The sequence below is a fragment of the Paenibacillus sp. ISL-20 genome (assembly GCF_018613005.1).
Lineage (GTDB): Bacteria > Bacillota > Bacilli > Paenibacillales > Paenibacillaceae > Paenibacillus_AQ.
The window spans coordinates 72,449-96,612 of the sequence record NZ_JAGGRD010000006.1; the positions used below are offsets into that span (position 1 = coordinate 72,449).

Annotated in this window: 18 protein-coding genes; 2 read left to right on the plus strand and 16 right to left on the minus strand. The window is 51.6% G+C overall.

The window, feature by feature from the left end; all coding sequences use genetic code 11:
• Window positions 1-304 precede the first annotated feature (304 nt).
• From J7E85_RS04605 to J7E85_RS04615, 3 genes are all read right to left on the minus strand, one after another.
• A complete protein-coding gene (locus J7E85_RS04605) occupies window positions 305-997 on the minus strand; it encodes a hypothetical protein (protein ID WP_215155472.1) in 693 nt (230 codons plus the stop codon).
• Window positions 998-1,102: 105 nt separating this feature from the next.
• Window positions 1,103-1,879, minus strand: coding sequence for a glutamate racemase (gene murI, locus J7E85_RS04610; protein ID WP_215155474.1), 777 nt, complete (start codon window positions 1,877-1,879; stop codon window positions 1,103-1,105).
• A 244-nt stretch (window positions 1,880-2,123) separates the two neighbouring features.
• Window positions 2,124-3,674: a tetratricopeptide repeat protein gene (locus J7E85_RS04615; RefSeq protein ID WP_215155476.1), complete on the minus strand. Its 1,551-nt coding sequence runs from the start codon at window positions 3,672-3,674 to the stop codon at window positions 2,124-2,126.
• A gap of 245 nt (window positions 3,675-3,919) precedes the next feature.
• On the opposite strand from J7E85_RS04615, the gene J7E85_RS04620 reads away from it, so the two are divergent.
• Complete coding sequence (locus tag J7E85_RS04620) at window positions 3,920-4,726, plus strand: lipase family protein (protein WP_215155478.1); 807 nt, start codon at window positions 3,920-3,922, stop codon at window positions 4,724-4,726.
• Window positions 4,727-4,828: 102 nt separating this feature from the next.
• Here the strand turns inward: J7E85_RS04620 and J7E85_RS04625 are convergent, their stop codons facing one another.
• The 13 genes from J7E85_RS04625 to J7E85_RS04685 form a co-directional block, all read right to left on the minus strand.
• Entirely contained in the window at window positions 4,829-5,647 is an 819-nt protein-coding gene (locus J7E85_RS04625; RefSeq protein ID WP_215155479.1) for a PIG-L deacetylase family protein, read from the minus strand.
• A 53-nt stretch (window positions 5,648-5,700) separates the two neighbouring features.
• Window positions 5,701-6,123 (minus strand): VOC family protein, encoded by a 423-nt coding sequence (locus tag J7E85_RS04630; RefSeq protein WP_071219842.1) that lies wholly within the window; start codon window positions 6,121-6,123, stop codon window positions 5,701-5,703.
• A 220-nt stretch (window positions 6,124-6,343) separates the two neighbouring features.
• Window positions 6,344-6,820 (minus strand): hypothetical protein, encoded by a 477-nt coding sequence (locus J7E85_RS04635; RefSeq protein WP_215155481.1) that lies wholly within the window; start codon window positions 6,818-6,820, stop codon window positions 6,344-6,346.
• 440 nt (window positions 6,821-7,260) lie between these two features.
• Window positions 7,261-7,659, minus strand: coding sequence for a DUF6508 domain-containing protein (locus J7E85_RS04640; protein ID WP_215155483.1), 399 nt, complete (start codon window positions 7,657-7,659; stop codon window positions 7,261-7,263).
• A gap of 84 nt (window positions 7,660-7,743) precedes the next feature.
• Entirely contained in the window at window positions 7,744-8,511 is a 768-nt protein-coding gene (locus tag J7E85_RS04645; protein WP_215155485.1) for a class I SAM-dependent methyltransferase, read from the minus strand.
• Window positions 8,512-8,572: 61 nt separating this feature from the next.
• Window positions 8,573-9,496 carry a DUF7638 domain-containing protein gene (locus tag J7E85_RS04650; RefSeq protein WP_215155487.1) on the minus strand — a complete coding sequence of 308 codons (924 nt, stop codon included), beginning with the start codon at window positions 9,494-9,496 and terminating at the stop codon, window positions 8,573-8,575.
• Between the two features lie 306 nt (window positions 9,497-9,802).
• Entirely contained in the window at window positions 9,803-10,228 is a 426-nt protein-coding gene (locus J7E85_RS04655) for a hypothetical protein (protein ID WP_215155489.1), read from the minus strand.
• A gap of 139 nt (window positions 10,229-10,367) precedes the next feature.
• Window positions 10,368-10,844 carry a DinB family protein gene (locus tag J7E85_RS04660; RefSeq protein ID WP_215155491.1) on the minus strand — a complete coding sequence of 159 codons (477 nt, stop codon included), beginning with the start codon at window positions 10,842-10,844 and terminating at the stop codon, window positions 10,368-10,370.
• A 304-nt stretch (window positions 10,845-11,148) separates the two neighbouring features.
• Window positions 11,149-13,440 carry a glycoside hydrolase family 3 N-terminal domain-containing protein gene (locus tag J7E85_RS04665; protein ID WP_215155493.1) on the minus strand — a complete coding sequence of 764 codons (2,292 nt, stop codon included), beginning with the start codon at window positions 13,438-13,440 and terminating at the stop codon, window positions 11,149-11,151.
• A 297-nt stretch (window positions 13,441-13,737) separates the two neighbouring features.
• Window positions 13,738-16,854 (minus strand): glycoside hydrolase 5 family protein, encoded by a 3,117-nt coding sequence (locus tag J7E85_RS04670; RefSeq protein WP_215155495.1) that lies wholly within the window; start codon window positions 16,852-16,854, stop codon window positions 13,738-13,740.
• A 3-nt stretch (window positions 16,855-16,857) separates the two neighbouring features.
• Window positions 16,858-18,231, minus strand: coding sequence for an alpha-L-fucosidase (locus J7E85_RS04675; protein WP_215155503.1), 1,374 nt, complete (start codon window positions 18,229-18,231; stop codon window positions 16,858-16,860).
• Between the two features lie 357 nt (window positions 18,232-18,588).
• On the minus strand, window positions 18,589-20,106 hold the full coding sequence (locus J7E85_RS04680; RefSeq protein WP_215155505.1) for a DUF3502 domain-containing protein: 1,518 nt from the start codon (window positions 20,104-20,106) through the stop codon (window positions 18,589-18,591).
• Between the two features lie 379 nt (window positions 20,107-20,485).
• Window positions 20,486-22,765 (minus strand): helix-turn-helix domain-containing protein, encoded by a 2,280-nt coding sequence (locus J7E85_RS04685; protein ID WP_215155507.1) that lies wholly within the window; start codon window positions 22,763-22,765, stop codon window positions 20,486-20,488.
• Window positions 22,766-23,224: 459 nt separating this feature from the next.
• Here J7E85_RS04685 and J7E85_RS04690 point away from each other — a divergent pair, with 459 nt between their 5' ends.
• Window positions 23,225-24,151, plus strand: a complete 927-nt coding sequence (locus J7E85_RS04690) for an ABC transporter permease (RefSeq protein WP_215155509.1) — start codon at window positions 23,225-23,227, stop codon at window positions 24,149-24,151.
• Window positions 24,152-24,164 lie beyond the last annotated feature (13 nt).

Here is a 24,164-nt window from a genome sequence, read left to right on the forward strand (position 1 = left end):
ATATCTGAAAACAATAACCACGAAAAAGGTATAAATCATCCCTATCTACATGGAATTAATCTCTAGGCTAGCCAGAAGGACTTACGACTTTCTGTATTTGAGAAGGTATATAATGAATGGAAGGCAGGGCAAATCACTGCAAGGGGAGCTATGAGAAGACTTGATATGAAGCCTAATACTACTTCAATGGCTCCGATCGCCAACAGCCTGTTGAATCACTCTATTTTGCTCTCGTTTCCCGTCCATTTATGCAGCACAAGCGCGGCACTGAAGATGATGAAAATGGCAAGAATCCTTCCATATGCTAAGGCTGCTGCTCGCGTTCCATCACCTCAAGCGCCTCGAGTTTTTGCTTATACTGACGTATTAGATCTGGATCGGGCCCATCACGGTGCTTTTCGATGAACGCCTGAAGTGCCAAGCGGTATTCTGAAATGAATATCGGATTGGTGGGGCTTGTTGCAAGCTGGGCTTCGGCTTTTGCAACTGGTTTCAGGTCTTTATTGAGTACCCATTTCTTCCCATAATCTGACTTGTCGCTCATGATGAGGATATTACCCTCGAAACCTGGAACATATTTGGCAACGAAAACTTCACCCTTGGGCGGAATAAGAATGGCATTGCGCAGTGGATAGATGCTGGCAGACATGGTAGTAAAATTCGTCACCACATCTTCCCCCTCGGAGGTTTTAAGGACTGCTTCGTACTCCCAAACATATTGATCATTGTACAGGGAGTTTGTTTCCTCTGCATAAACAACAACTGCAGTACCTTCCGTGCCAACGGCGTTAAGAAATAATGCATTTAGGTGATGCGTGAAGAAGATGTTGAACATTGCTACCAGAAAGCCTAAAATCGGCAAGATAAAAAACCATTTTCCATGGTTACGCCATATCGACAGGAGGATACCCATGGCAAAGCTGAAGAACAAGATTATCAAAAATGACCAGATCGGGTGATGCGTGAGGAAATACAAGACGGCCGAGATCATATACATATATATCACTCACTTCCTCTCATGACGCTCCTTATATCTGGAACCTTTTGACCACGACCTCGTCCTTGAAATGATTGGGTAGAAAGCGAATCTCCACCAGTTGCCCTACCCCTCTATTTCTCTATAAATGCTCAGTGCCTTCTTCATCTTCTCTGTGTACTCCATGGATCGGCTCGAATTTAATAGCTTAACATCCTGACGCCCGCTGGAGCTGAGCAGATCCTTGTCACTTAATACCTGAATGAGTCTGTTCACGGTTCCATTACTGCCATCGATAATCCGAATGTGTTCCAGCAGCAGATCCGATAAGATCCTCTTGTAAAAAGGATAGTGGGTACAGCCCAAGACGATAGTGCCGTACTCATTCATATCGAAGGATTCGAATTGTTTGGTAAAGTAAGCATTCATGACCTTTTGATCGAAATTCAAAGCCTCACAGTGCTCTACCAGCTCCGGCAGAGGCAGAGAGTCCACGATATGCATGCTATCGACTCGTCGAACCAGATCCCTGTACTTCGATTCCTTTAAGGTCAGCGGCGTGGCAAGTACCAGGATTCGCTTCCCGCTGGAACGATTGATTTCGACGGCCGGCTTTACGGCCGGCTCCATCCCGATAACCGGGATCGGATAAGCCTTTCTCAGATCGGAAATCGCCATGCTTGTAGCCGTGTTGCATGCAACGACGATGGCTTTGACTTCTTCCTTCATGATCGTTTCCATCGCATGATGGATGTAAGATTTCACGTCTTCCTTGGCTTTGGTACCATATGGCACATGAAGGGTGTCCGCATAAAACAAAAAGTCTTCATGCGGCAGCTCCTTCATAGCCGCCGATAACACCGTTAAACCGCCTAAACCTGAATCAAAAAAAGCTATTCTCATGTTTTTCACCTATCGTTGTATGTTTTTCTGTCAGCATCCTTACGTAAATATCCTTATACATTATACTCCACTGCTGCAATCTTCGCAGGGCCATCTGTACGATTGGAATCGTAAGTGGATCAGGTTCAAAATACAGAACGACCCAGCCTTATTGTAATCTCAAAGGCCGGGTCGCGTGCGTCGTTTCTATGCAATTCTGAGAAAAACACGTAACTTCCTTCGCAAACATTAAGAAATGCGTGTTTTACTCAAAACATTTCAACAATGCCAAGGCCTCTTCATGATCGGGTTCCAGAACAAGCGCCTCACGCGTGTATTCCAGAGCCTCCTCGTCAAGACCAAGCTCATAGCAGCAGATCGCCAAGCAATATAAAACCGTTGGCACCGGCTCGTCTTCATCCGTCTCCACGGATTCCTTCAGGAAGAATCTCGCATCCTCGTACATATCCATCTCGAACAGCACCAGCCCCGCGTCCAATGCCAGATCATAACGCTGCTCCATCACATAGTACGATGACCACATCTTATATATGCCTGTTCGGATATCCAGCATTTCTTCGTCATTGGCATCCGGCAGCAGATTCGAGATACGCTTCGCGCTTTGAATGAAGAACTCGGCGTCATACCCGCCCAAACGCCAAAAAGACAAAATTTGCTGCATACCCATGCTCTCAATATTCCGGTCGATCCATTCCTTCATACTGAAGAATTCATCCGGTCCGAAGCGTTCGATAAATTGGCGGTAAGCGATCCGAGTATTGGCATAACTCGTCGGTGCTTCCAGCATGAGGATACAGCCAACGTTAATATTTTTATAATGCTGCGTGGGGAAAATCGCCTCTGCGCCCCTTTGCTCAAACACATGCTGAAACGCATGATAATTTGCTGTTAAAGAGAAGCTGCCATGGAAAATTAATTGCGGCGGTTCGGCGAACTTCCAATTATCGATATGATGATCTCCTTTATCCGCTGTGAGAAGCATGAAACCCGACGTTGATAACTGATTCAGACGCTCCATGCAGGTCAAACCCGCCTCTGGAAACAGGATATGCGAATCCTCCAGCTCTTGCTGGTAGTGGGCAATCACATCGCGGTACCGGTAGGTATCCTCCTCGTATCTGGGTTCACGGCGATGCTCGTATGCCAGTTTCATTCGTTCCAGCACTTCAGCTGGCTTGAGTTTGTTGTGCTGCTCCGGAAATTCGATGACAACATCACTATCGTAAATCTTGCCTTCCCCCACATAGATCAGTTCTTGCGGAATGCCGTCAAAAAAATAGTTAGCGACAACCAGCAGCGGCTGCTTCAAATCTCCAGGACGTATCGTTGTCTTCGATACCACCAGGTTCAATTCCGTGTCATGCACGGCATCGAACCTCGCGAAGTCCAGCAGTCCCTGTTCAATATAGGATTGCATGGCAGGATGTTGATTCCATGCTGTAACATTTTTAATCGGCAGATCGGTCATGACATAGCGGAAAGGGGGCAGTGCTATACCCGCAAAATCTCTCAGCTCGCACAGCTTGTGCAGCACATGATAACCAAGGCGCCCGGCTCCGGCTCCCAATTCCAGAATTGTTACAGTTTCGGTGAGATCACCTTTATCGGCGCGGTCCCGAAGGAATCCGAATATAATTTCGGCGTAAGCTGTAGCAATCATAGGGTTGCTCGTAATATACTGCGGAACCTGGTCATTATTCCAGGCTTTCATCCCCAGTTCTTCGTAATAAGTCCGCTGTAGTTCCCAAATGGGTGCTTCACTGTAACGGAAGCGTTGTTGAATATTGTCCGTCATTCTATATAACCCTGCTCTCTCTGTATCATTAAAGTACACTCTGATGATGTGCATGCCCATATGCACCGGTCGACCAAGAACGTCTATTGAATCGTACCATATAACTTGGTTCTACCCAAACCTTCTGATGATAAAATCCCGTGTATAAGCTTGAGCTTGATGGCGGATTCACTATTCTTAGGCGTATAGGCACCTTTCCTTCCACACCCTAATATAGTGTAGGAGAACAGAAGGGCGGGATGTGCATGGGTACGAGCATAGAACGAGAACAATGGGCCATTTTCTTGGCAGCGATCTGCGGACAGACCTATACACAATTCACCAATACGGACGGCTCATTTGTCCTTCCGCTAAATTATTCGCTCTATGACACCATTGAGGCGAACTCCTTAATCAGCGTGTCCGAGCGCTTTGGGTTTATTCTAGAGTCACCGGATGAAATTATTATCGCCTTTCGGGGCACCAGTTCAACGACAAACTGGATCTCAGATGCCATCGCCTCCCAAAAAAACTTCAAATATATTAAGGACTCTTCTCTCACACACCGCGGTTTCACTAACATCTACGCCTCTGCTCGCGGCCAGATTATGTCGGCACTTAACCAACTTCCTACCCACAAGACACTGTTCATTACCGGCCACAGCCTTGGAGGAGCGCTCGCAACCTTATGCGCAGTCGATGCAGCCGCTAACACGGACCACCAATCCCCTTATGTATTTACCTATGGGTCCCCTCGTGTGGGAGATCCCGATTTTGCCAAGGCCTTTGCCAAATATGTTCGAAGCAGCTGCCGCATTGCCAACCTGTTCGATGTCGTAACGCACGCCCCGCCTCATATCTACAAGATGCCAAAACGAGAGAAGAAATACTATTACAGCCATGTGCATACCCAGTGGCCCTTGACCTTCCAGAATGGGTCGGTGAGCGGAAACCATGTGATCGGAAGTTATTATACGGAGCTTGCCAAACTCCAGCCGCAATTTGCCGAACGCTTAAGTTCGACGAATCCCGGGTTCTGTCCGGTTGTAGAATCACCTTTGGAGAAGGTGTAAGCCTATTTTTCGGATCATAAAAGAAAGCGGATTTCTCCTGAACAGGGAATCCGCTCTTTTATTTCTTATCTAATCAAGAATAAATTACACATGAGTACACGTTTACATCGGGAACAAAATCTTCATTTCAGCTTCATTCGGTCTTCTGCCATAATCCGCGATTTCGAAAGGTTCTGCGTATTGTACGCTGGCTGCATGGTCTTGGCCATATTGCTTCGCAAGCGAGGGCAGCATTTCGTCCGAGACGCTCAGGAACCGATCCCAATACTTTAGAATAAAGTCCCGCTTCTCTTCCCAGGTATTCGGTACCGCATCCAAGAAGCCACCCTGCCAAGGTGCAAACTCATAGAATTGGGAAGCGTGGGCATCACAGGCCAGCAATTTCTTCTCGATCACGCTTCCTGCATCGATAACAATATCCGATTGATACGTCGCCCGTGCCGCATAATCCGGCATCAGCAGAAATATCGGCGATTTCTTCAATGACGGCACTTCAGGGACGGCATTAGGTACGTTCGCAACGAAATCTGCCGCATCCCGCACTATCTTCCCGACATTACGGTTATCCACATGACCGGGACCGTCCGGATGGAATGTAATGACGATATCCGCCTGCCAGTCACGGATTTGACGGATCACTTCCTTGCGTACTTCGGGCGTTGGCATCAATTCGCCATCGGGGATGGGCAGGACGACGTATTCCAGTACCCCTAGACGCTTTGCTGCCTCATGAGCTTCTTGAATCCGACGTTCGACCAGCTGCTGCCCGCTCATTTCATGATGACCACAGCATCCATCGGTTAGCGTTACGAACTTCACCCGATGACCCATCTCTGCATAAGCTGCCGAGATCGCGCCAGCATAGATTTCAGGTTCATCCGGATGCGCTGCAATGACAATCACATTGAGAATTTTAGACATCTGCTGCTTCCTCCTTGTAGTTTCTTGAATATACGATCGATAACATATACCGATTACTTCGTCCGTTTCATCAATGGATGATCTTCCTTCAACTCCAGTAAATCCCAGAGATTGCCGTATAAATCCTTAAATACCGCCACCATACCGTAATCCGCTTCTTTGGGCTCTCTTACAAACTCGATCCCCCGCGAAACCATTTCACGATAATCTCTCCAGAAATCGTCCGTATTCAAGAATAGGAACACCCTGCCGCCTGATTGGTTGCCTATAAATGGCTCTTGCTCCGGCTTGGACGCCTTCGCAAGTAGTATCGTCGTGCCGACCGAGCCGGGAGGCGCTACGACCACCCAACGTTTATCTTGTTCAGGCTGGTATGTATCTTCAATCAAGGTGAAATTCAGCTTTTCGGTATAAAATGCGATAGCCTCATCATAGTCCTTCACGACTAAGGCGATATGGACAATGGATTGTATCATGTTCTCTCCCCCTCCGATATGACTGTTCAATTCTTGTACGATCATCATGAAGTTCCCGTCCGGGAGCTGTACATCTCCCATAAGGACCGAATCCGAAAGGTACACTCAGAAGCCTCGTATACCACCATTCTACCGTTTTTTTCATATGGTTAACATGAATAAAAACGGAAGTTATCTTTTTCTGCTGTGTATCGATTCATACGCACAAATACGATATTTCCTACTCAACCTTCCAAGCATGTGCTAATTTTATGAGTTCTTCTTTCGCTTCTATTTCACTATCACCTATAACTTCTCCTTCAATATAATAAGTTCTAATTAATTCCTCCGACTTTCCTTTAACGGGTTTCTGAATGTATATCAAATAAAATATTTTATCTGGAGCTGGATAAACTGCCGAACCACCATGTAGAAATCTAATTAATGTAGCCTGACCAATTGGCAGGTGTACACTTTCTTTGTTCGTTATTTCCGAATGATTTCGAATGCTCACATGTTCTGTCGGACCATCTTGTTGTCCAACCATGAGCTTAATAAGATCTTTCCAAATAACTGAGTCTGTATGTTCATCTAATGTCAGGGTAACGGAGTTATTAGGGGCATTCGTTTCGTTGGATTTTTGTAGCAGAATTAAAATCATCAGAATTGAGATGAATAGAAAAATTATTAATAAGAAGGTCGTAGATTTCTTGGTCATTTTGTTACCTTTCCTTAACTGGATCCTATATGCTGCGCTCTATTGATCAACAGTATATTCTTTTATCTCTAGCATACACGCTTCATGCTGAGTCCTCTCGGGCTGATTCTGCTTCCTTTCGACCGATTTTATCGACAGCGAAAGAGCGATGTTACAAGTTAAGAACTTTTTTGCATACAACTCATCATCTACGTTTCATCAGAATTTACGCCATCCCAAGTTATGCAGTCCAATATAACGCCATTTGTATTTCCAATATCGAGCGTTGGAGTCAGCTTCACAGCTGCAAAGCCCTCCTCTGTTTCGATCAATTCCCCAACGAAATAGGCATGCCTTTTATATTCGGTCAGAAGTATCTTTTTATCATCACTTAAATTGAATTGAATAAGTGTTCCTGTTATTGTCTCGGTTCGGTACGACGATGACAAGTATGCATATGATCATGATAACGTGCCCTTTAATTCTCTCAGTCTTAACAAAATTTGAGCTGCATGCCCTTTCATACATACGCTGATAAATAACCCTTCGTTAAATCGATCCCCGCGAATATAACTGGTCATTAATTTTCTAAGGGTTTCCAGATCGGCGTTCATGATGCTGCTATCCATATAGTTATCTAAGTTCCTATAGATCTCGTTCTCCATTAACCAGTCGCTCCAGTTGAATACCATTAAGAAGCCGACATCATCTAACGCTTTACGAAAACTTCCAATTTTCTCACTTTCGCACATGTATCCATTTACTTCATGATAAAAAACGGACCCAGGATCCTGGAAATATTCGAGGTATTGGAGTAATCGATCCACGTCCGCGGAGGTTAAGTCTGCGTCATACGGCATGCAATCACCTCACTGATTCTAATTAATCCCTGCACAAGGCTCCCATGGCACCTATGGATAACCCCCCTGAGGGCACTAGTTCTACTAGCGCCCTATCGGAGATTTCCTAGCTTCGAATGTAATCATCTGATCCGCTGTAACAGGTTTATTCAACCATGCATAGTCAGCCGACTTCGTGATCTCCTCATAACCCTGCTTCTCTAGCATGAGTTCAAATTCGTGATGTCCATACCAACTTAGAGGAAACCGTTGCAGCTCGGTCTGAATCAGATTCCCTTCCTTCCACTTTTCATATTTCATAATCGACACAGTTTTCTGCTCCAGCAGATTTATTTCCGTGATTCTTTCTTCTAATATGATCACTTCATGATCAGAAGTTTCCCAAGTTCTAGTAGAGGCATGATTCGCTTCGATATCAGTAGGAATAAACAAATCCATAATTAATCTGCCACCAGGTTTCAAATGAGAATAAAAATGATGCAGTGCCGCGACTGCCTGCTCCCGACCCTCCACTAATTGAAAAGATCCGGCGGGAATGATAATGGCTTCATATGAATCCGTCAACGCAAAGTTATGCATTTCATCTTCATACAGTTTAGTTGCTAGGCTCAATTCCTCGACTCGTCTTCTGCAAGAATCCAGCATGGCTGCTGAGTTATCGACACCTTCCATATCGATCCCCGCTTGAAGCAGCGGGATTAACACCCTGCCTGATCCACAGCCGACTTCCAGCACCTTGCCTTTTACGTCTTTCAGGCGTTCTAAATAAAACTCCACGTCACCAAACGAGAAGCCTAATGGTTTACTCAGATCATACACTTCCGTACACAGCTCTCCATACAAACTATACATGGGATAAAACTCTCCATTCTATATGTATTCCTTCGCGTTATTGCCATCTAAAGCAGTATCATTACACTTCTCTTTTCTCATCCGGTCGATAGAGGATTCTTTGGTAATCCCAATCTTTAGTATCCATATCGCCTAGATACATTCTCTCATGCTCGGGTACTTGTTCATATTTCTCTCTCAGTTTTTCTCTGTAAAACTCGATGGGATTTTCTAAATATAAATAATAAGCATCCCTGCATTCTTCGAGCGCTGTTTTCTCTCCATTCAGTTTCTTGTGAAGATCCATGAATTCCTTATGTTTCTCCTCAATCTCTGCCGCATACAGCGGTTCAGATAATGTAACCTCTCCAAGTCCCACCATGCGAACAGGCAATTCCCTATCAAATGCAGTAAACAAAGTCCCGTCCTGAAACCAAGCACTTGCTTCGTCAAGATGGCACTGGACGTCTTGAGGCAGGTTGTAGATCATAACTTGACCGTCCTGGTAAACATTCAGATGAACTAAATAGTTTGCATTTTCGTATTTCATGAAAATGTTGAAGCCGTCACCCTCCACCGTCTGATAGAACAGTTCGCTTTTTACATAAAAATCAGTGGGACGGGGGGAATGGGCCACTCTTCTGGCTTCCCATTGCTTCTGCTCCCGCTCTGAAATTTCATATATATTCACGAATTCCGGATTCAAGAGCCGAATGGTCTGCTCAATGTGCTCATAGTAGCTTTCTTGATTAAATCTCCAGTTCGCTTCCTTCACTTGGAACGCACCCAGGCCATGTATAGACAGATTTTGGCCAACCGGTACGACAGGCGTCAGCCAGTTGGAGTCGATCTTGTTTTTTAAGCCCTTAAGGTCAACAAGCTCCCAGCAATTCGTCATGCCATCATCATAGATATCTACATCAATATAAAAGTACTGCCCTCCATTGCAAATCATCCCCGGGATGGTTGTACCTTCAACGATTTTGGATCTTCTAATTGTTTTCATAGCAATCACCTTTTCGATTATAGTTCATGATGCTTCCGTCTATTGCGAGCCTGGTGGCTAAACAGGATCGTAAAGTTTGAACCTGTAATCCGCATGTTAGGTGAAGCGATTAGAATCTATTTCTTTAGAGGCATTCCTTACATCATATAAGAGAGCCACAGGAAGAACTATACCATTTATATTTATAAATAATCTCTACTTAAAACGATTCCCAAGACACATTTAAGACCCTGGTGTTCTTCTTCGCATCGTAGCGAATGGAGTCATATTTAACGCTGGGTTTTTAATCGATAATGATTGATTGATCTATATGCCTAATATGCTAATGACCTTGTGATTCTGCAGTTGAAGCGCGATCCAGTCCACGAATTCCTGCATGAGCCGGATTAATTGATCCATATTCTCTTCCAGGGCCTCGATAAAATCCGTTTCAGACGAAGTAAATATGAAGCCAATATGCTCCTTCAACTCCTCCGCTTGGGGACGGCCTTTCAAAAAAATCAGGGTTTCTTCAAGTCTGTTCACGATCCGCCTCCATCTTTCTGCATCCAATTCATTGAATGCATAGTGGTCGTACGGTTCATATTCTTTTTCAACGGCGCTTTCCAGGTAACCGAAAGTCTCTTCATCCATATAGATCGAATCCACGTTCCAGCACCGATTCCGGTAAGGCCCCGGCAATACCTCTATGTAACATGAACCTTCCAGCTCATCCAGCCTGTATATTTTCATAATACCATCCTTCTTGTTCCTAGCATTCTCATTCTATTTTACATCCTAATTTCCGTTTGGTAAAAATAGCAAAAGGACTCCCCCGGCTCATGAATATCATGGCAACAGGAAGTCCCGCATTTTGGATGCAACGTTGGCGTTATACTCTTAAAAAGACAATGTAATCCGTTATGATCCCCTTGTGTCCCAAATGCCGAAGCATGGTCGTGATATTGCCTCTATGATATGTTCCATGATTTACGACCTGCTGGAGAATCTCCGAAATCGAATTTTGAAATGCTTCCCCCGCAGTGTTGTGATAAGTCACAACCTTCCCCATATCGTGAGCCGACGTTAAATATTCACGGTGCTCGGTTTGGAGCTGGCTCATGTATTGACGAGCTGCTTCCATATTTGCAAATGGTCTCGCGACAAGCGACGGAGGACTTTCCTCCTTGATTCGGGCAAACCAAACTTCCTCCGCAGCTGCAAGGTGACCGAGGACTTCCGCGATGGAGTTGAAGCCCAGATTCACTTCCTGGAGAAACACGCCTTCCGGCAAGGATTGCAAATGATTCAAAACTCTTTCGTTCGCCCAAATGTGATAGTCGTACAATTGAAGATACGGTTTGTTCATTCTGCTCTCTCCTTACTTATTCCTTATATCGGTGCTAAGAAATCGCGATGCAAGATACAACATCGATCCCATCGAATAAGCCTGCCGACTCTTCTTCCGAAGAGCGTAGCAATCGGCCCTGTATAAGCGTATTCTCCATTGGATTCGGTTATCCTTTTTTCAACGCGTTCAGAACCCCATCCACCTCTCATTCGGCAGGTTGGTGGTGCTGCAGGCTTCCCCTCCGTCGAAGCCGCCAAGAGAGTCTGCGGTCGAGGGGCTGGTTGGGAAGCCCCTTGGGAAGCCCCATGGGACCTTGTGATTCTTAGCCTTTCACCTGCAAACTCGCGATCGCTCCTCTTGTCGAGTCGGGGCCGACCTGAATGCGGAACTCGCCGGGCTCCACCACCGGCTTCAGGTCAAGGCTGATCAATTCCAGCTGCTCGCTGCCGAATGTGAACGTCACTTCCTGCGTCTCCCCTGCCTTCAAGAATACTTTTCGGAACCCTTTCAGAGCCTTCTCCGGCCGGGTCACGGAGGCGGACAAATCCGAGACGTACAACTGAACGACTTCCACGCCGTCCCGAGCTCCGGCGTTGGTCACGTCGATCCGGACCGTGGCTTCGCCACCTATTGGCATAACCTCCGGCTCGACCGTCAGGTGGCCGTAACGGAATTCCGTATAACTTAACCCGTAGCCGAACGGATATTGGGGCTCCAAATCCGTCTCCAGGTAACGCTTGCCCCGGGTCCGTCTTGCATTATAAGGAATCGGCAGCTGACCGACCTCCTTCGGAATGGACAGCGGCAGCCGACCGGACGGATTGACGTCGCCGAACAGTACGTCCGCGATCGCGTTGCCTCCCTCCTGGCCGGGATACCAAGCTTCTACGATAGCCGGAATAAACTCGTCGATCCATGGCTCAGTAATCGGCCGTCCGTTGATATAGACGACGACCACCGGCTTGCCGAGCTTTTGGAGCTCCTGCAACAGCTCCAACTGCACGCCCATCAGCGTCAGGGTCGAGCGGTCAATCCCTTCCCCGCATTCCATATCGCTCTTTGCATGCCCGCTCACGACCGAGGCACCGGTTCTGAGATCAATGGTGCCCTCCCCGAAATCCCGTGCGCTGGAGCCGCCAAGCACCATCACGATGACATCGGCTTGCTCGGCGCACGCCAGCGCCCGAGGAAAGCCTTCCCTTGAGTCGCCTAGAATGCGGCAGCCCGGGGCATACAGAACGCGTTGGTCTCCCAGCCGTCGGCGGATGCCATCCAATACCGTTACGATCTGCCCCGGCGGCTGAGGGGAGGTATAATCACCAAGCTGATGGTACGGCGCATGGGCGTTGGGGCCAATGACGGCAATGGTTCCGCAACTCGAATCCAGAGGCAGCAGGTCCCCCTCGTTCTTCAGGAGCACGATGCCTTCAGCCGCAGCCTGGTAGGCCAGTGCGATATGCTCTTTGCAGCCTATGACCTGCTCTGCCCAGGCTGGATCCACATAAGGCCGATCAAAGAGACCCAGACGAAACTTCAGTTCCAACACGCGACCGGCTGCCTGATTCAGATCGTTTTCGGTGATCAGCCCTTGCTCCAGCGTTTGGTGAAGATGTGCCCGGAACATGGTCCCAGACATCTCCATGTCGACACCAGCCTTCAACGACTGGGCTGCCGCTTCCACGCCCGATCCGGCCGTATTGTGACCGCATGCCAACATATGGATAGCGCCGCAATCGGTAATGACGAAGCCGTTGAATCCCCACGCCTCGCGAAGAACATCTTGCAGCAGGTACCGGCTGGACGTGCAAGGTACTCCGTCGATTTCGTTATAGGCCGTCATGACCGACAAGGCACCCGCTTCAACGGCCTTGCGGAACGGCAGCAGATCGACTTCGTGAAGCTCCCGAAGGCCCATATGAACGGGGGCCCCGTTGCGTCCCCCTTCGGAAGCGCCGTAGCCTGCGAAATGCTTCAGCGTAGCCAGAAGGCTGGTATGCGAATCAAGGCGCTCTCCTTGCAGTCCCTGCACGGCGGCAACCGCGAATTCGGCCACCAAATGGGGGTCCTCGCCGAAGGTTTCTTCGGTACGGCCCCAGCGGGGATCCCGTACCACATCCAGCACCGGCGAATAGGTGGCCGCTCCCCCCTGAGCTCTTGTCTCGGCAGCAACGGCTCGGCACATACTCCGGAACAGCTCCGTGTTCCAGGTGCTCCCGATCGTGAGCGGTACGGGGAACACCGTCGCCCCGATCGCCATATGTCCGTGGGAGCATTCCTCCCCGAACAGAATCGGAATCCCCAGCCGGGAGTGCTCCATCGCGTAACGCTGAATCGCATTAACCGCTTCCGCCCCTTCCCGCGGGGACAGTCCGTTTACCAGCGTCACCCCGGTCCAGGGATCGGCCCGCAGCGTACCGTACAAAGAACCGATTCCTCCCTCCGCAAGCTGCGACTTGGATTCCTCGGTAAGCTTGATCGTACCGTCGTCGTTCCTTATGTAAGCTTTCCAGCCGAACGGCTGGATCAGCTGTCCGATTTTCTCCGCCGCCGTCATCCGCTCCAGCAAGTCCTCGACCCGCCGCGAAACTGGCCATGCAGCGTCCTTGTAGTCCATGGCGCACACCCTTTCTTTTTCCAGTTAAAATCGTTCAAAATGTGATTACATACAACCGTTCGTTGAATGTTCCCCCATCCTATAGGGGTTCGGGTTTAAGCTCTTTCCCATCGGATTCAACGCCACACCGCCCAAGCAGCAGCCCTTCCGACGTTCCCAATTGAAGAAAAAGGCCCTCCGGCACGATCCGCTCGACCGGAGAACCTCCCTCTATGTATATCGTGCAGAAGGCCGCGCCGTGACTATCCAGATCAACAGAAAGAACCCTCTTCCCACCGTTTAAGGGGCGAGTACGCCTCAAGATGGTTGGCTCTGCCGGATCCGTACCTCCTCCGGCCGGTATACGGTCCGCACTTGTCCCCCGGCATCGGTCATGAACATCACGGTCCGCTCCCGTTCCAATTCGAAGGCATAAACCGCTTCGGTTACCGGATCCCTTACCTCAACTTCTGCGCTTGCCCCATGCTCGGAGACGAAGACGTACAAGCTTCCATGCCCGAATGCCAGCTTGCGGCCGTAGATTCCGAGCAGCTCGCCTCCCTTCAGCCATTCCAGCTCAGGAGAAACGGCTGCGGAGCGGATAGCTTCCGCGTACAACGCCTGGATCGGCTCCCAGCGCTCGTTCATCTCGACCGGGAGCGGGCACCAGATGAACCGTCCCGCTCCCAAGATAACCGTGATGGGCTCTAGCGTCCCATCCAACTGGCCCGCCGGACGATCCACCGCCAGCGCGTTAATCTTACGTTCGCCGAACGAAACGGCGAAATGCTCTCCCGCCAGCTCCAGCGTTTCTTCCCGAAGAACGTTGGCATTGACGGTTTCGCCGATCTCCTGCTGCAGGCGGTGCTGCGCCGGCCCCCAATACGCATCAGTGCGAAGCGGACCTGTCCACAGGACCGTGCTCCCTTCCCTTGCCAGGTCGAGGAGCTGATCAAACGCGGTATCATCGAAATTGTGCGCGCTCGGCACAATGATCAGCTTGGCCGGATAGCGCTTCAGGTCCTCCAACTGGTATTCGCCGATGCCTCGCGGATGGACGTTCATGCCGAACGTCAACGCGCGCATGGCCCTCGTCGTCGCTTCATAGACCAGCTTGCGGCTGGAAAAATCATTCGAATATGGGTAAACGACGGCGATGTCCTCAAGCTGCCGTTCATCGTCGAACAGACTGGCTGCTTCCTTCATGAAGCGGCCGAAATCATAGGACACATCCGCTTCGGGCTTCTGCGTTCCGTCCGCCCGAAGCGCCCCGATGTTGGATTCGTTGGCGTTATCCATGAAGTAGTTAATATTCCAAATCCACTGCACGGCCCCCGCGCCTCCTGTCGAAAACGCATAGGCATACTTGCGCTCCAGAATGCTGCGCAACTCTTCCTCCGTCCGCTTGGCGATGCCGTCCGGACGTTGCACGTGCATGATGCCGGTCTCCTGGATCAGATTCGGCTTGTCCGGCGTTTTCGTAAATATACCGTCCCAAGCCAGGTGATCGTTCTGCCACCAGGAGTGGACCGTCGTATAATCGACGGCGGGGCCGTAGAACGAAGGCGACGGGCGCTGGGAGCAGATGCCCTCGTCCTGCCCGACCGTTACCAGCTGGCGGGGATCGGAGCGGCGAATGGTGCCGATGAGCTCGGATGCCCACCGATTGTGCATATCCATGGTGAACAGCGTGAAATCGATCCACGGTCCCCACTTCTTCGGCTGCAGCACGCTGTTGAACAGCTTGTCGTCCGGACTCGGCGCCGGCGCCGAGTCGAAGGACGGAAGCTCGCCAGGCGTCATGTTCCAGCGCTCCTGAAGCAGCGCGAGATCATCCCTGTGGCGCTCCCGGAGCCACTCGGACCAAGCTTGCCGCTCGAACCGGTCCCCTATCGATACCGGCCCCTCGAAGATTCGCTTCGGATCGAACAGCGAAGGCTCATTGATCAGGTCCCAATGCACGTTGGTCGTGCCCCTGTGACGTCCCACGATGGAGGCGACAAAGCGCTTTTGCGCCTCCATCGATCGCGGATCCAGGTACGGGTTCACGCCTTCCCAGGCTTCGGGCGCAAACGAGAAGAACGTAAACGTCACTTCCAGCTCATGCCGCTTGGCCGTCAGGATAAAGGCATCGATCGCCCGCATAACGTCCTCGGCAGCATGACCGTCGGCGTACATGATCATCCGGTATCCTGTCCATATACCCGTCCGAATCAGGTTGATCCCCGCCCGCTTCATCTCCGCCATATCCGCATCCCATCGCTGCACGTTCGGCAGATGGAGAAATTTGCGTGCGACGTCGGAGGTCATGTACGTCATGCCAACAATCGGAACCGTCCGCCCGCCGCGGTGGAAGTAATCTCGCCCGCATTCCAGCCGTTCCCCTGCCTGCAGCAGTGGACGGTTGACGCCCCAAACCGCCTGGATCAGTTTGCGGCGCTCCCCGAACTCGGACTCGGCTTCGCAAACGATCCGGTACATGCCCGCTTCCAGCCGTATCGGCACCGACAAGCGAAGCTGCTGCAGATCCCGCTGCTCCATGCCGGCTTCCGACTTCGCATGCCCGGTCCAGACGGTCTCACGATCGTCTTCCTTTATGACGCTCACGGCAAAATGCCATGTCTGCGCCGGGACGGATGTCCGGGACAGGGCCTGCAGCTGAATCGTCAACTGCATCTGCTCGCCCGGCTCGTAGGAGGCATAATTCGGCTTCAGCCACAACTCCGTTACGCCCGTGCCCGCGTATTCTGTCAACTTCTTCAGGACATCAATCCCTTCCGTCTCCCAGAATGATGCCCGCAGCTGCTGGTTGATCAGAATCCAGCGCCCCCCGGCGTAATCGCCCTTATGCTGCTCCAGCATGACGACCGGAGCGGACCGCTCGCGTCGATCACGATCCACGCCGATCAGCAGCGGCGAGATGACGGCGTCCATCGGACCGCACGCCCCCATCTCGGCCGGGATGTCGCTCGCTTTGGTCGGGTGCAGCGTTAAGCCCCAGGTCGGCTCCATGCCGAACAGCTCCTCGCGCCCCTGCAGGATCGGGTATTCGGCGGAGGCCTTCAGGTCCCGGACGCGCGACACGTCGACCGCCAGCGCATCATGGATATCCATTCGCTGATGATAAGCCAGCTGCTCACGTTCGGCATGCCAGCTTCCGTTCAGCTCGCGGACCGGCCTGCGGAAAGGCACTCCTCCTGTATGTACCAGGCCGCCGCCGTCCTTCAGGTGGTCTTCGATGGCCGTCCAAGCCGCCTTCGGGAAGTACGGTCCATGCAGGTGAATCAGGGCATTCCAGCCCCCTTCCGCCAATCGCTCGACCACATCCGCAGCACCGGCGACCTCCGCCCATTCCCGCACTCGCTCCAGTGACTTGGTAGACGGGCGTTCGCCTTCATAAGGAAAATGTTCGTCGTAAAAAACCAGTATTCTCATCGCTTACTCCTTTCTCGCGCGCGGCTGGCCGTCGACGTATACGGATGTTCCGCGCGTCCGGGCCCAGTCGGCGATCCGGGAAGGATCACCGGTCCAGAGGCGCTCCAATCCCCATTGATTGGTCTGCGGTCGTCCCTCGCATTCGATGCGAATGACCGGAAACAGCTCGGTCGGACGTTCCCGCGGCAGCCCTTCGATCCACAGCACGTCGTCTTCCTGCCGGAACGACAGCTCCTGCCCCGTTGTCAACAGCGTCACCCGCGACACCGGTGTGACCAGATCCGCCAGTCTCAGCATCGGCCGTCCATCCCAGAAGCGAATGATGAGGTACAGCTGGTTGCCCTTCATCGTCTGTCGCCCGTAGGTGATGAACTCCGTGAGGTTCCCGCCGTCAGAGCCGTAAATGGCCTCGCCATGAACCTCTAGCCATTCCCCGATCTTCAGAGCACGCTCCACGAAGGCCGGGGGAAGCTGCCCGTCAGGCTGCGGCCCAACATTAAGCAGCAAATTCCCGCCCACGGTGCCCCCTTTCTCCGCACACTCGCACAGCATATCGAGCAGGACGTCGGCCGGACGCCATCGTTCGCCGTTCGTATATCCCCACAATCGCCACGTCGTCACCTGGCTGGATTCCCACAGCCGCTTCTGGTCCGGAACGATAACATGCTCCGGTGAGCCGAAATCGCCCAGCACCTCGGAATCGCCCGAGCCGCCACCGCCGTCCGCATGCAGCTTCTCCTCCTCGGACAGCCCTAGACGGTTGTTGACCAGAATATCCGGCTGAAGCGACTTCATACGCTCCACCAGCTTAATACTGTCCAGGTCCTCCGCAGTTCTCGGCCAGACACCGTCAAAAAAGAAATGATCGATGCGCCCGTATTTCGTGACCAGCTCCTCCACCTGGGCATGCAAGTACCGCTTCATGTCCTCCCAGCCCTCCGGATCCTTCTCCGGTCCGTCGAAGTAAGCCGGAATCCGCCAATCGATCCAGGAATAATATAAGCCAACCCGAAGTCCTTGGGCCCGGAACGCATCGGTAAACTCGCGCACCAGATCCCTGCCGGGCGCCTGCTTCGCGCTGGAGTAATCCGTCGTGGCCGTATCCCACAAGCAATATCCGTCATGATGCCGCGTCGTCAAGCAGGCATATTTCATGCCCGCCTTGCGCGCCGTGTGCGCCCACAGCTCGGCGTCAAAGAACACCGGATTCCACTCGCAAGCTTTCCGCGCGTATTCGGCCTGGTCCAAATGCTCCCGGAACAGAACCTGTTCGCCTCGTCCGTATTGGGCATAAGGCCCGAAATGAATAAACATGCCGTACCGGCTTTCCGTAAACCATTGCCAACCTTCTCGGATGGCTTGTGCTTGCTTGTTCATTGAATAACGTCCTCCTTATGCTGCTCCGCTCTTGTTGTGCGGTCAGTCTTAATTGTAATTTTTCGCTTCTTGCTCCATGAGAAGCCTCAAGGCTTCGTATGACCTTTACTCTAGCCCGGGAATCCCTGTCTTGAACACTTTACTTTTGAGAGAAAACTTTGAATTTAGCCAATATCGGAGAATTGAAGCCGTAAGGCGGCGCCCATGATCACTCCCGAATCCCCTTAGACTCGACTCGAAATTTCTCACGGCCTGCTTCATGGCTCATGCACGAAAAAAGCAATTCCTCCCCGGTACTAGCCGGAAGGAATTGCCCTGTTTAAACATCATGTTCATTGCCGCCGATCGCGTCTGCACTTACGACTGACCGGCTCTCCACTCATCGAATTGCCGTTTATATTCCTCCACGACTTCATCGAGACCGGCGGACTTCATCGCGGCCAGCATTTTATCGTAGGCGTCCTCGTATTTCACGACCCCATGCATGACCGGATAGACGCTGGTCTTCAGCTCGGCGATGCAATTGGCATACTGGGAAGCGACGTTTGCCGGATCGAAGGTGAAGCCGATCGTGATGCTGTTCACGGCATCGTCGGCAACCGTCGTGCGGCGTTCCAGCCGCGCAGGGTCCGTATTCGTTGGATAACGGTTCATCTCGACGTGGCCGAGCAGCCAGTACGGAAGCTCATAAGCCGGGGAACCGTTTTCGTTCTTGGCCAGATAGTCTTTCGTATTCTTGCCGGAATCCTTCCAATGCACGTCCTTCACGCCGCTTTGAACAAGATCCATGTTCTCCTGGCTACTGTATACCCAGTTCAAAAACTGAATGCCGGCCTCCGGGTGCGGAGACGTGGCCGAGATCCCGTTGGAATTGCGGATCGCGTAGGATCTGAATTTAGGCTGGTCGGCCAAATAATATATATCCAGCTTCGCATCCGGGAACGTCTGACGAATGGTGTCGCTCAAACCGACGTCGCCCGGTCGATACAGATAACGCCCGGCCAGCTCCTCCTGATTGATGACCTCCGTCGGCGTCGTAAGCAGATCACTCATGATCAGCCCGCGCTTGTATGCCTCGTTCATGTACAACACGTCTTTTTTGAACTCCTCGGTTTCAAACCAGGACTTCACGTTCCCCTGCTGATCGATGTATATCATGTTGTCCGCCACGGTAAACGGATAGGTGTCGTACGTCGTATGCAGGAAGTAGGCAGGCTCCTCCAGCATCTTGATATACACGTTCTTGTTGTCCTGCGGCCAGTTCTTCTGCAGCGTCTCCGCCGCATCCAGCAGCTCCCCCGGCGATGTCGGTGGCTTCAGACCGTTTTTCTCGAGCAGATCGGTGCGGATCGTGAACATGCCATCGTTATAAGCCGTATCCGCCCAGAAATTCGGCACGTACGTGATCTTGCCGTTGATTTTCGACGACTCCCAGATCCAGTCCGGCATGGAAGCTTTCAGCTCGCTGCCATACTGATCCAGCAGATCATCGATCGGAATGATTCCGCCGCTGCCGGCAAGCACCGTCGGTCCTTTTGTATCGTGCATGATGGCAATCAGCTCGAACTCCTCGCCCGTCGACATCATGAGGTTGGTCTTCTGATCCCATACGTCCCACGCGATGTAAGTCGGTTCATACGTGAGGTTCAGACCGTCGGCCTCCAGCTTCTCGTTGATCGCTTTAACCGCCGTTTCCAAATCCTGCGGCGCGGAGCCCGGAAGCAGATACCGGACCGGCAGCTTGTCCCCTCCGCCGTTCTCGCCGCTCGCCGATCCGTTCTCGCCGCCGGCATCACCCCCGCCGGAGCAGCCTGCGATTACGGATACCATAAATATCGCGGCTAGCCATAGTGTTAGCGCTTTCCTTTTTTTCATGTGTGTCTCCCCCTGTCTTCATTTGGTTTGGTCATGCGGTACGATTCCTATCTTAAGGAGACATTAGGGATGACGTATACTTCAAAAAGATGGTTTTCGCCATTTTAAAACGCTAGAGGTTGTTCAGAAAGTCAACTTTTGATCACGAAGCAGGTCAGGAAGCGGTCTCGACGTCGAATCTTGAATTCAGCCGGGCCTTCCGTTGCTCACGTAGGTTTGCAAGCTTATGCTTCCGAAGCCGTTTTCTCATGAAAACGTTCAGCTCCGCTACCCAGTCCCTAGCTTCATCCAACCTAAAGCGTTTTGCAAAAACGCACATCGGAAGCAAAGACTTCGGTGCTGAAAAGTCGACCTTTTAAACCCGCGCTTTATCGGCCCGTCACTGCGCCTTTTTCGTCTCGATCGCATGCTGGCTTCGGAACTGTGCCGGCGAGATCTGGTAGTGCTTTTTAAACAGCGTATAGAAATAGGTCGTATTCAGAATGCCCACCTGCTCGCTGATCGATTGAACCGACTCCTCGGTGCTTGCGAGGAGCTCCCGGGCCTTTTCCAGTCGAACGGCATTCAGGTAATCGTTGAACGACAGCTCGCAATGCGCCTTGAAGAGCTTGCCGACATAGCTGCGGGACAGCTTCACCTCGCCCGCGACCTGCTCGAGCGACATATCCGGCCTTGCATAATGCTTGCGTACGTACATCTGGATAAAATCAACCACCTCCGCATGCCGGACCGCTCCCGATTCCTCGGACAGGCTGCAGAGCCTAAGGGCAAGATCCTTCAGGGCATCCGCGGTTTCCTGCAGCGTCTGAAAACGGGTAATCCGCCGGGTAAAGTCAAGGAAGAGATCCGCGCTTTCCCGATTTTTCACCGTATGGACATTGAGCTGCTTGTACAGGCCGCCGATGAACTGGTTGATGAAAAACATGACTTCATGATAGTTGTAATCGCGAATTTCCTTAATCCACTGATCGATTTCCTTCTCCAATTTATCCCGCTGCTGCAGCTTGATGGCCTCGATGATGCGCTTCTCCCGCTTGTCCGGATACTGCGCCTCAGTATGCTCCGACTCCGCGGCGATGACCGGATCGCCATGGAACATCCTGCCCTTGCCTGCGAAGAAGCGCTGCTGGAAGCAGGACTGCGCGCAATCGAACGATTCGCGCAGCTCCTCGTACGTCTGCGCGGCAGTTCCGATGCCGACAGTGACGGACACGCGGAGCGTGCGGAGCATCTTGCCCTGCAGCTCCTCCAGCATGCCCAATACATGGAGCGGAAGCCGGCTCTGCTTCATGGGGAGAATGATCGCAATGGTCCCATCCCCCACCGTTGCCACGCTCGCTCCCTCCGGTTCCAGCATCTGCTGGGCCGCCTGGGCGACGGCTGCGCAGGTATAGGACTGCAGCTCCTCGTCCTCGCCCCCGGGCGAGCCGTCTAAGCTGTCGAGCAAAAGGACAGCCGCCAAGAAATAGGGCCCCTTGCCTTCCCGGGCCAAACGGCGGAATGCCGTCTCGTCGCCGCCTTTCAGCAGCTGCAGCACGTGCGCCTGCCTGGCGACGGAAGCCTCGGACTCCATCGACTTCATTTTCTCCGTCATTTCGGCGTAGGTTGTATCCAATATGGCAAATTCGTTGATTTGCCGCCGGTTTTCCTTCATTTTCGGTATGGCGCTCATTTTCTCCAGCAGGTGGCGGATCGGGTTGTACGCATGATGCGTCAGCCAGATCGACAAGAACATGCTGACGACGAAGCATGCCAAAGCGAGAACCAGCGCCGACGTTCGGAGGGCCTGCATGTTGAACAACAGATTTTGATATTGGCTTACGCTGATAAACGTCCAGTTCATATCCCTGGATTTGACGTAGGTAACGAGGCTTTTGCGGCCGTCGATGGAGCGGGTGAAGTAACCGCTTTCCGCGTCCGTTCCCAGAATGGACTGGACATAGGATTCCTGCGATACATCCTCCATGAACCGGGACCGATCCGAATGGGTGATGATGGTTCCCTTGTCGTCAATGACGTGCAGCGAATCCACCGCTTCGTTGCGGTAGCCTCCGATCAGATCCTGGATCGTGTCGGTGCTCATATTGATCACGATCGCGCCCTTGGAGCTTAACGGCGAATAATAGCTCGGAAGGAGAACGAAAGTAAGGACATCTTCGCTCCGGTTCGCCAAAGTGGCGGAAGAAATCTTGCGCGGGAACAGGTGAAAATAAGATGTATTCTTGCTGTTGATCTCCTCCAGCAGCGCCTTCTCCTGCTCCTTGGTAATCCCCTTCGTATTCAGATACGTGTTATTCGAGCCGTTATAGATCCCGATCGAATGGATGAACGGATAGGTGGACTGAACTCGGTTAAGGGTGCCGAACACTCCATACTGTTTCACCGGATCGGCCTCTTTGTCCAAAAGGGCGTTCACGATCTCCTTGTCGCTGAGCAAAAGGTTGCCCACGTTATACACTTGGTCGCGGATGACGCTGGATACGGCGCTGTTCTGCTTCAGCATCGACTCGGATATTTTCCCTACCTCCTTCGCGGTGCTCCAGGAGAACATCATGTACAGGACGACGGTTACGAGGGCAATCATGGCTGCCGTGAGCAAAACAAAGCTGAGAAACATATTTCGGTACACTGCATAACGGAATAATCGCTGCCGGATCATATTCTCCCTCCTTATCATTCGGTCTGTATTGTAAACTGAGATCTTCATCGCTCATGAATATTACTAACATTATATGTAATATACATGTTAATTTAATGGAGTTGCCTAGCAATCCGATCACTTGGAACGGGTCGATATTTTACTTTCATCTTACATTTGCTCAGGGCATACATCAATATGAAAACGCATTCTTTATTTTCCTCCCTAAACTTCCCTTCATAGACTTCATCGGCTAAACCCCTTATAAAACAAAGCCTTTCCGGTCATTATTCAATCCTGGCGACGCTGTGCGAAATACTCAAATTTAAAGTTTTTGCCGTTTTTTAAAGCAGTCGTTCCCCCCTTCAATCCGCTCAAACTCCATTTTCATAGTTTACTGCACGCGGCAACTCTCTTTACACTCGAATCAGAACTGCTAGTCTTGCAGCCCCCATCACTTTCGAAAGGACGTGCCTACTCATGAAAAAAAGCCGCTCCGGCTTCCTGCGTGAAATCCGCTCGAACGGATCCGCCTACCTGCTCGTCGTACCGGCTGCCATCTATACGCTGGTCTTCGGTTATTTCACGCTTCCGTACATGCTCATTGCGTTTCAGAAATTCAACTTCAAGACAGGACTCTTCAACTCCGCCTGGGTCGGCTTTGACAATTTCAAGTTCTTCTTCTCGTCACCCCGGGCGTGGGAGGTCACCTTCAACACCTTGAAGCTCAATTTTCTATTCATCATCGTCGGCACGCTCGGAGCCATGGCGCTGGCCATTCTGTTCAATGAACTGCGCAGCCGCTGGTTCTCGAGGGTGACGCAATCCACCATTCTTTTCCCGCATTTCTTGTCCTGGGTCATCGTCAGCTACATCATCTACAGCTTGCTGTCGACCGACTACGGTATCCTCAACCGGATTCTGGCGTTCTTCCACATCGACCCCGTCAACTGGTACGCCTCTCCGCAATACTGGACGTGGATTCTTACGACCGCGGCCGTTTGGAAGGACCTTGGAATGAACCTCGTCATCTATCTGGCGGCCATTACCGGGATTGATGACAGTTACTATGAAGCCGGCCGGATCGACGGCGCTACCCGGTGGCAGCTCATCCGCCATATCACCATTCCGCTCATGCTGCCGACCATATCCATCCTGACCCTGCTGGCCTTGGGCAAAATCATGTACGGCAGCTTCGACATGATCTATGCCATCGTGAAGGACAACGGGCTGCTGTATCCGACGGTTGACGTTATCGATACGTATGTGTTCCGTTCCCTCCGCACCATCGGGAATCCGGCACAGGCCATGGCCGTCGGACTGTATCAATCCGTGGTCGGCTTTATTCTCGTATGGGGCAGCAACAAAATCGTGAAAAAGGTGAATCCGGACCATGCCTTGTTCTAAAGCGTGCCGGAAC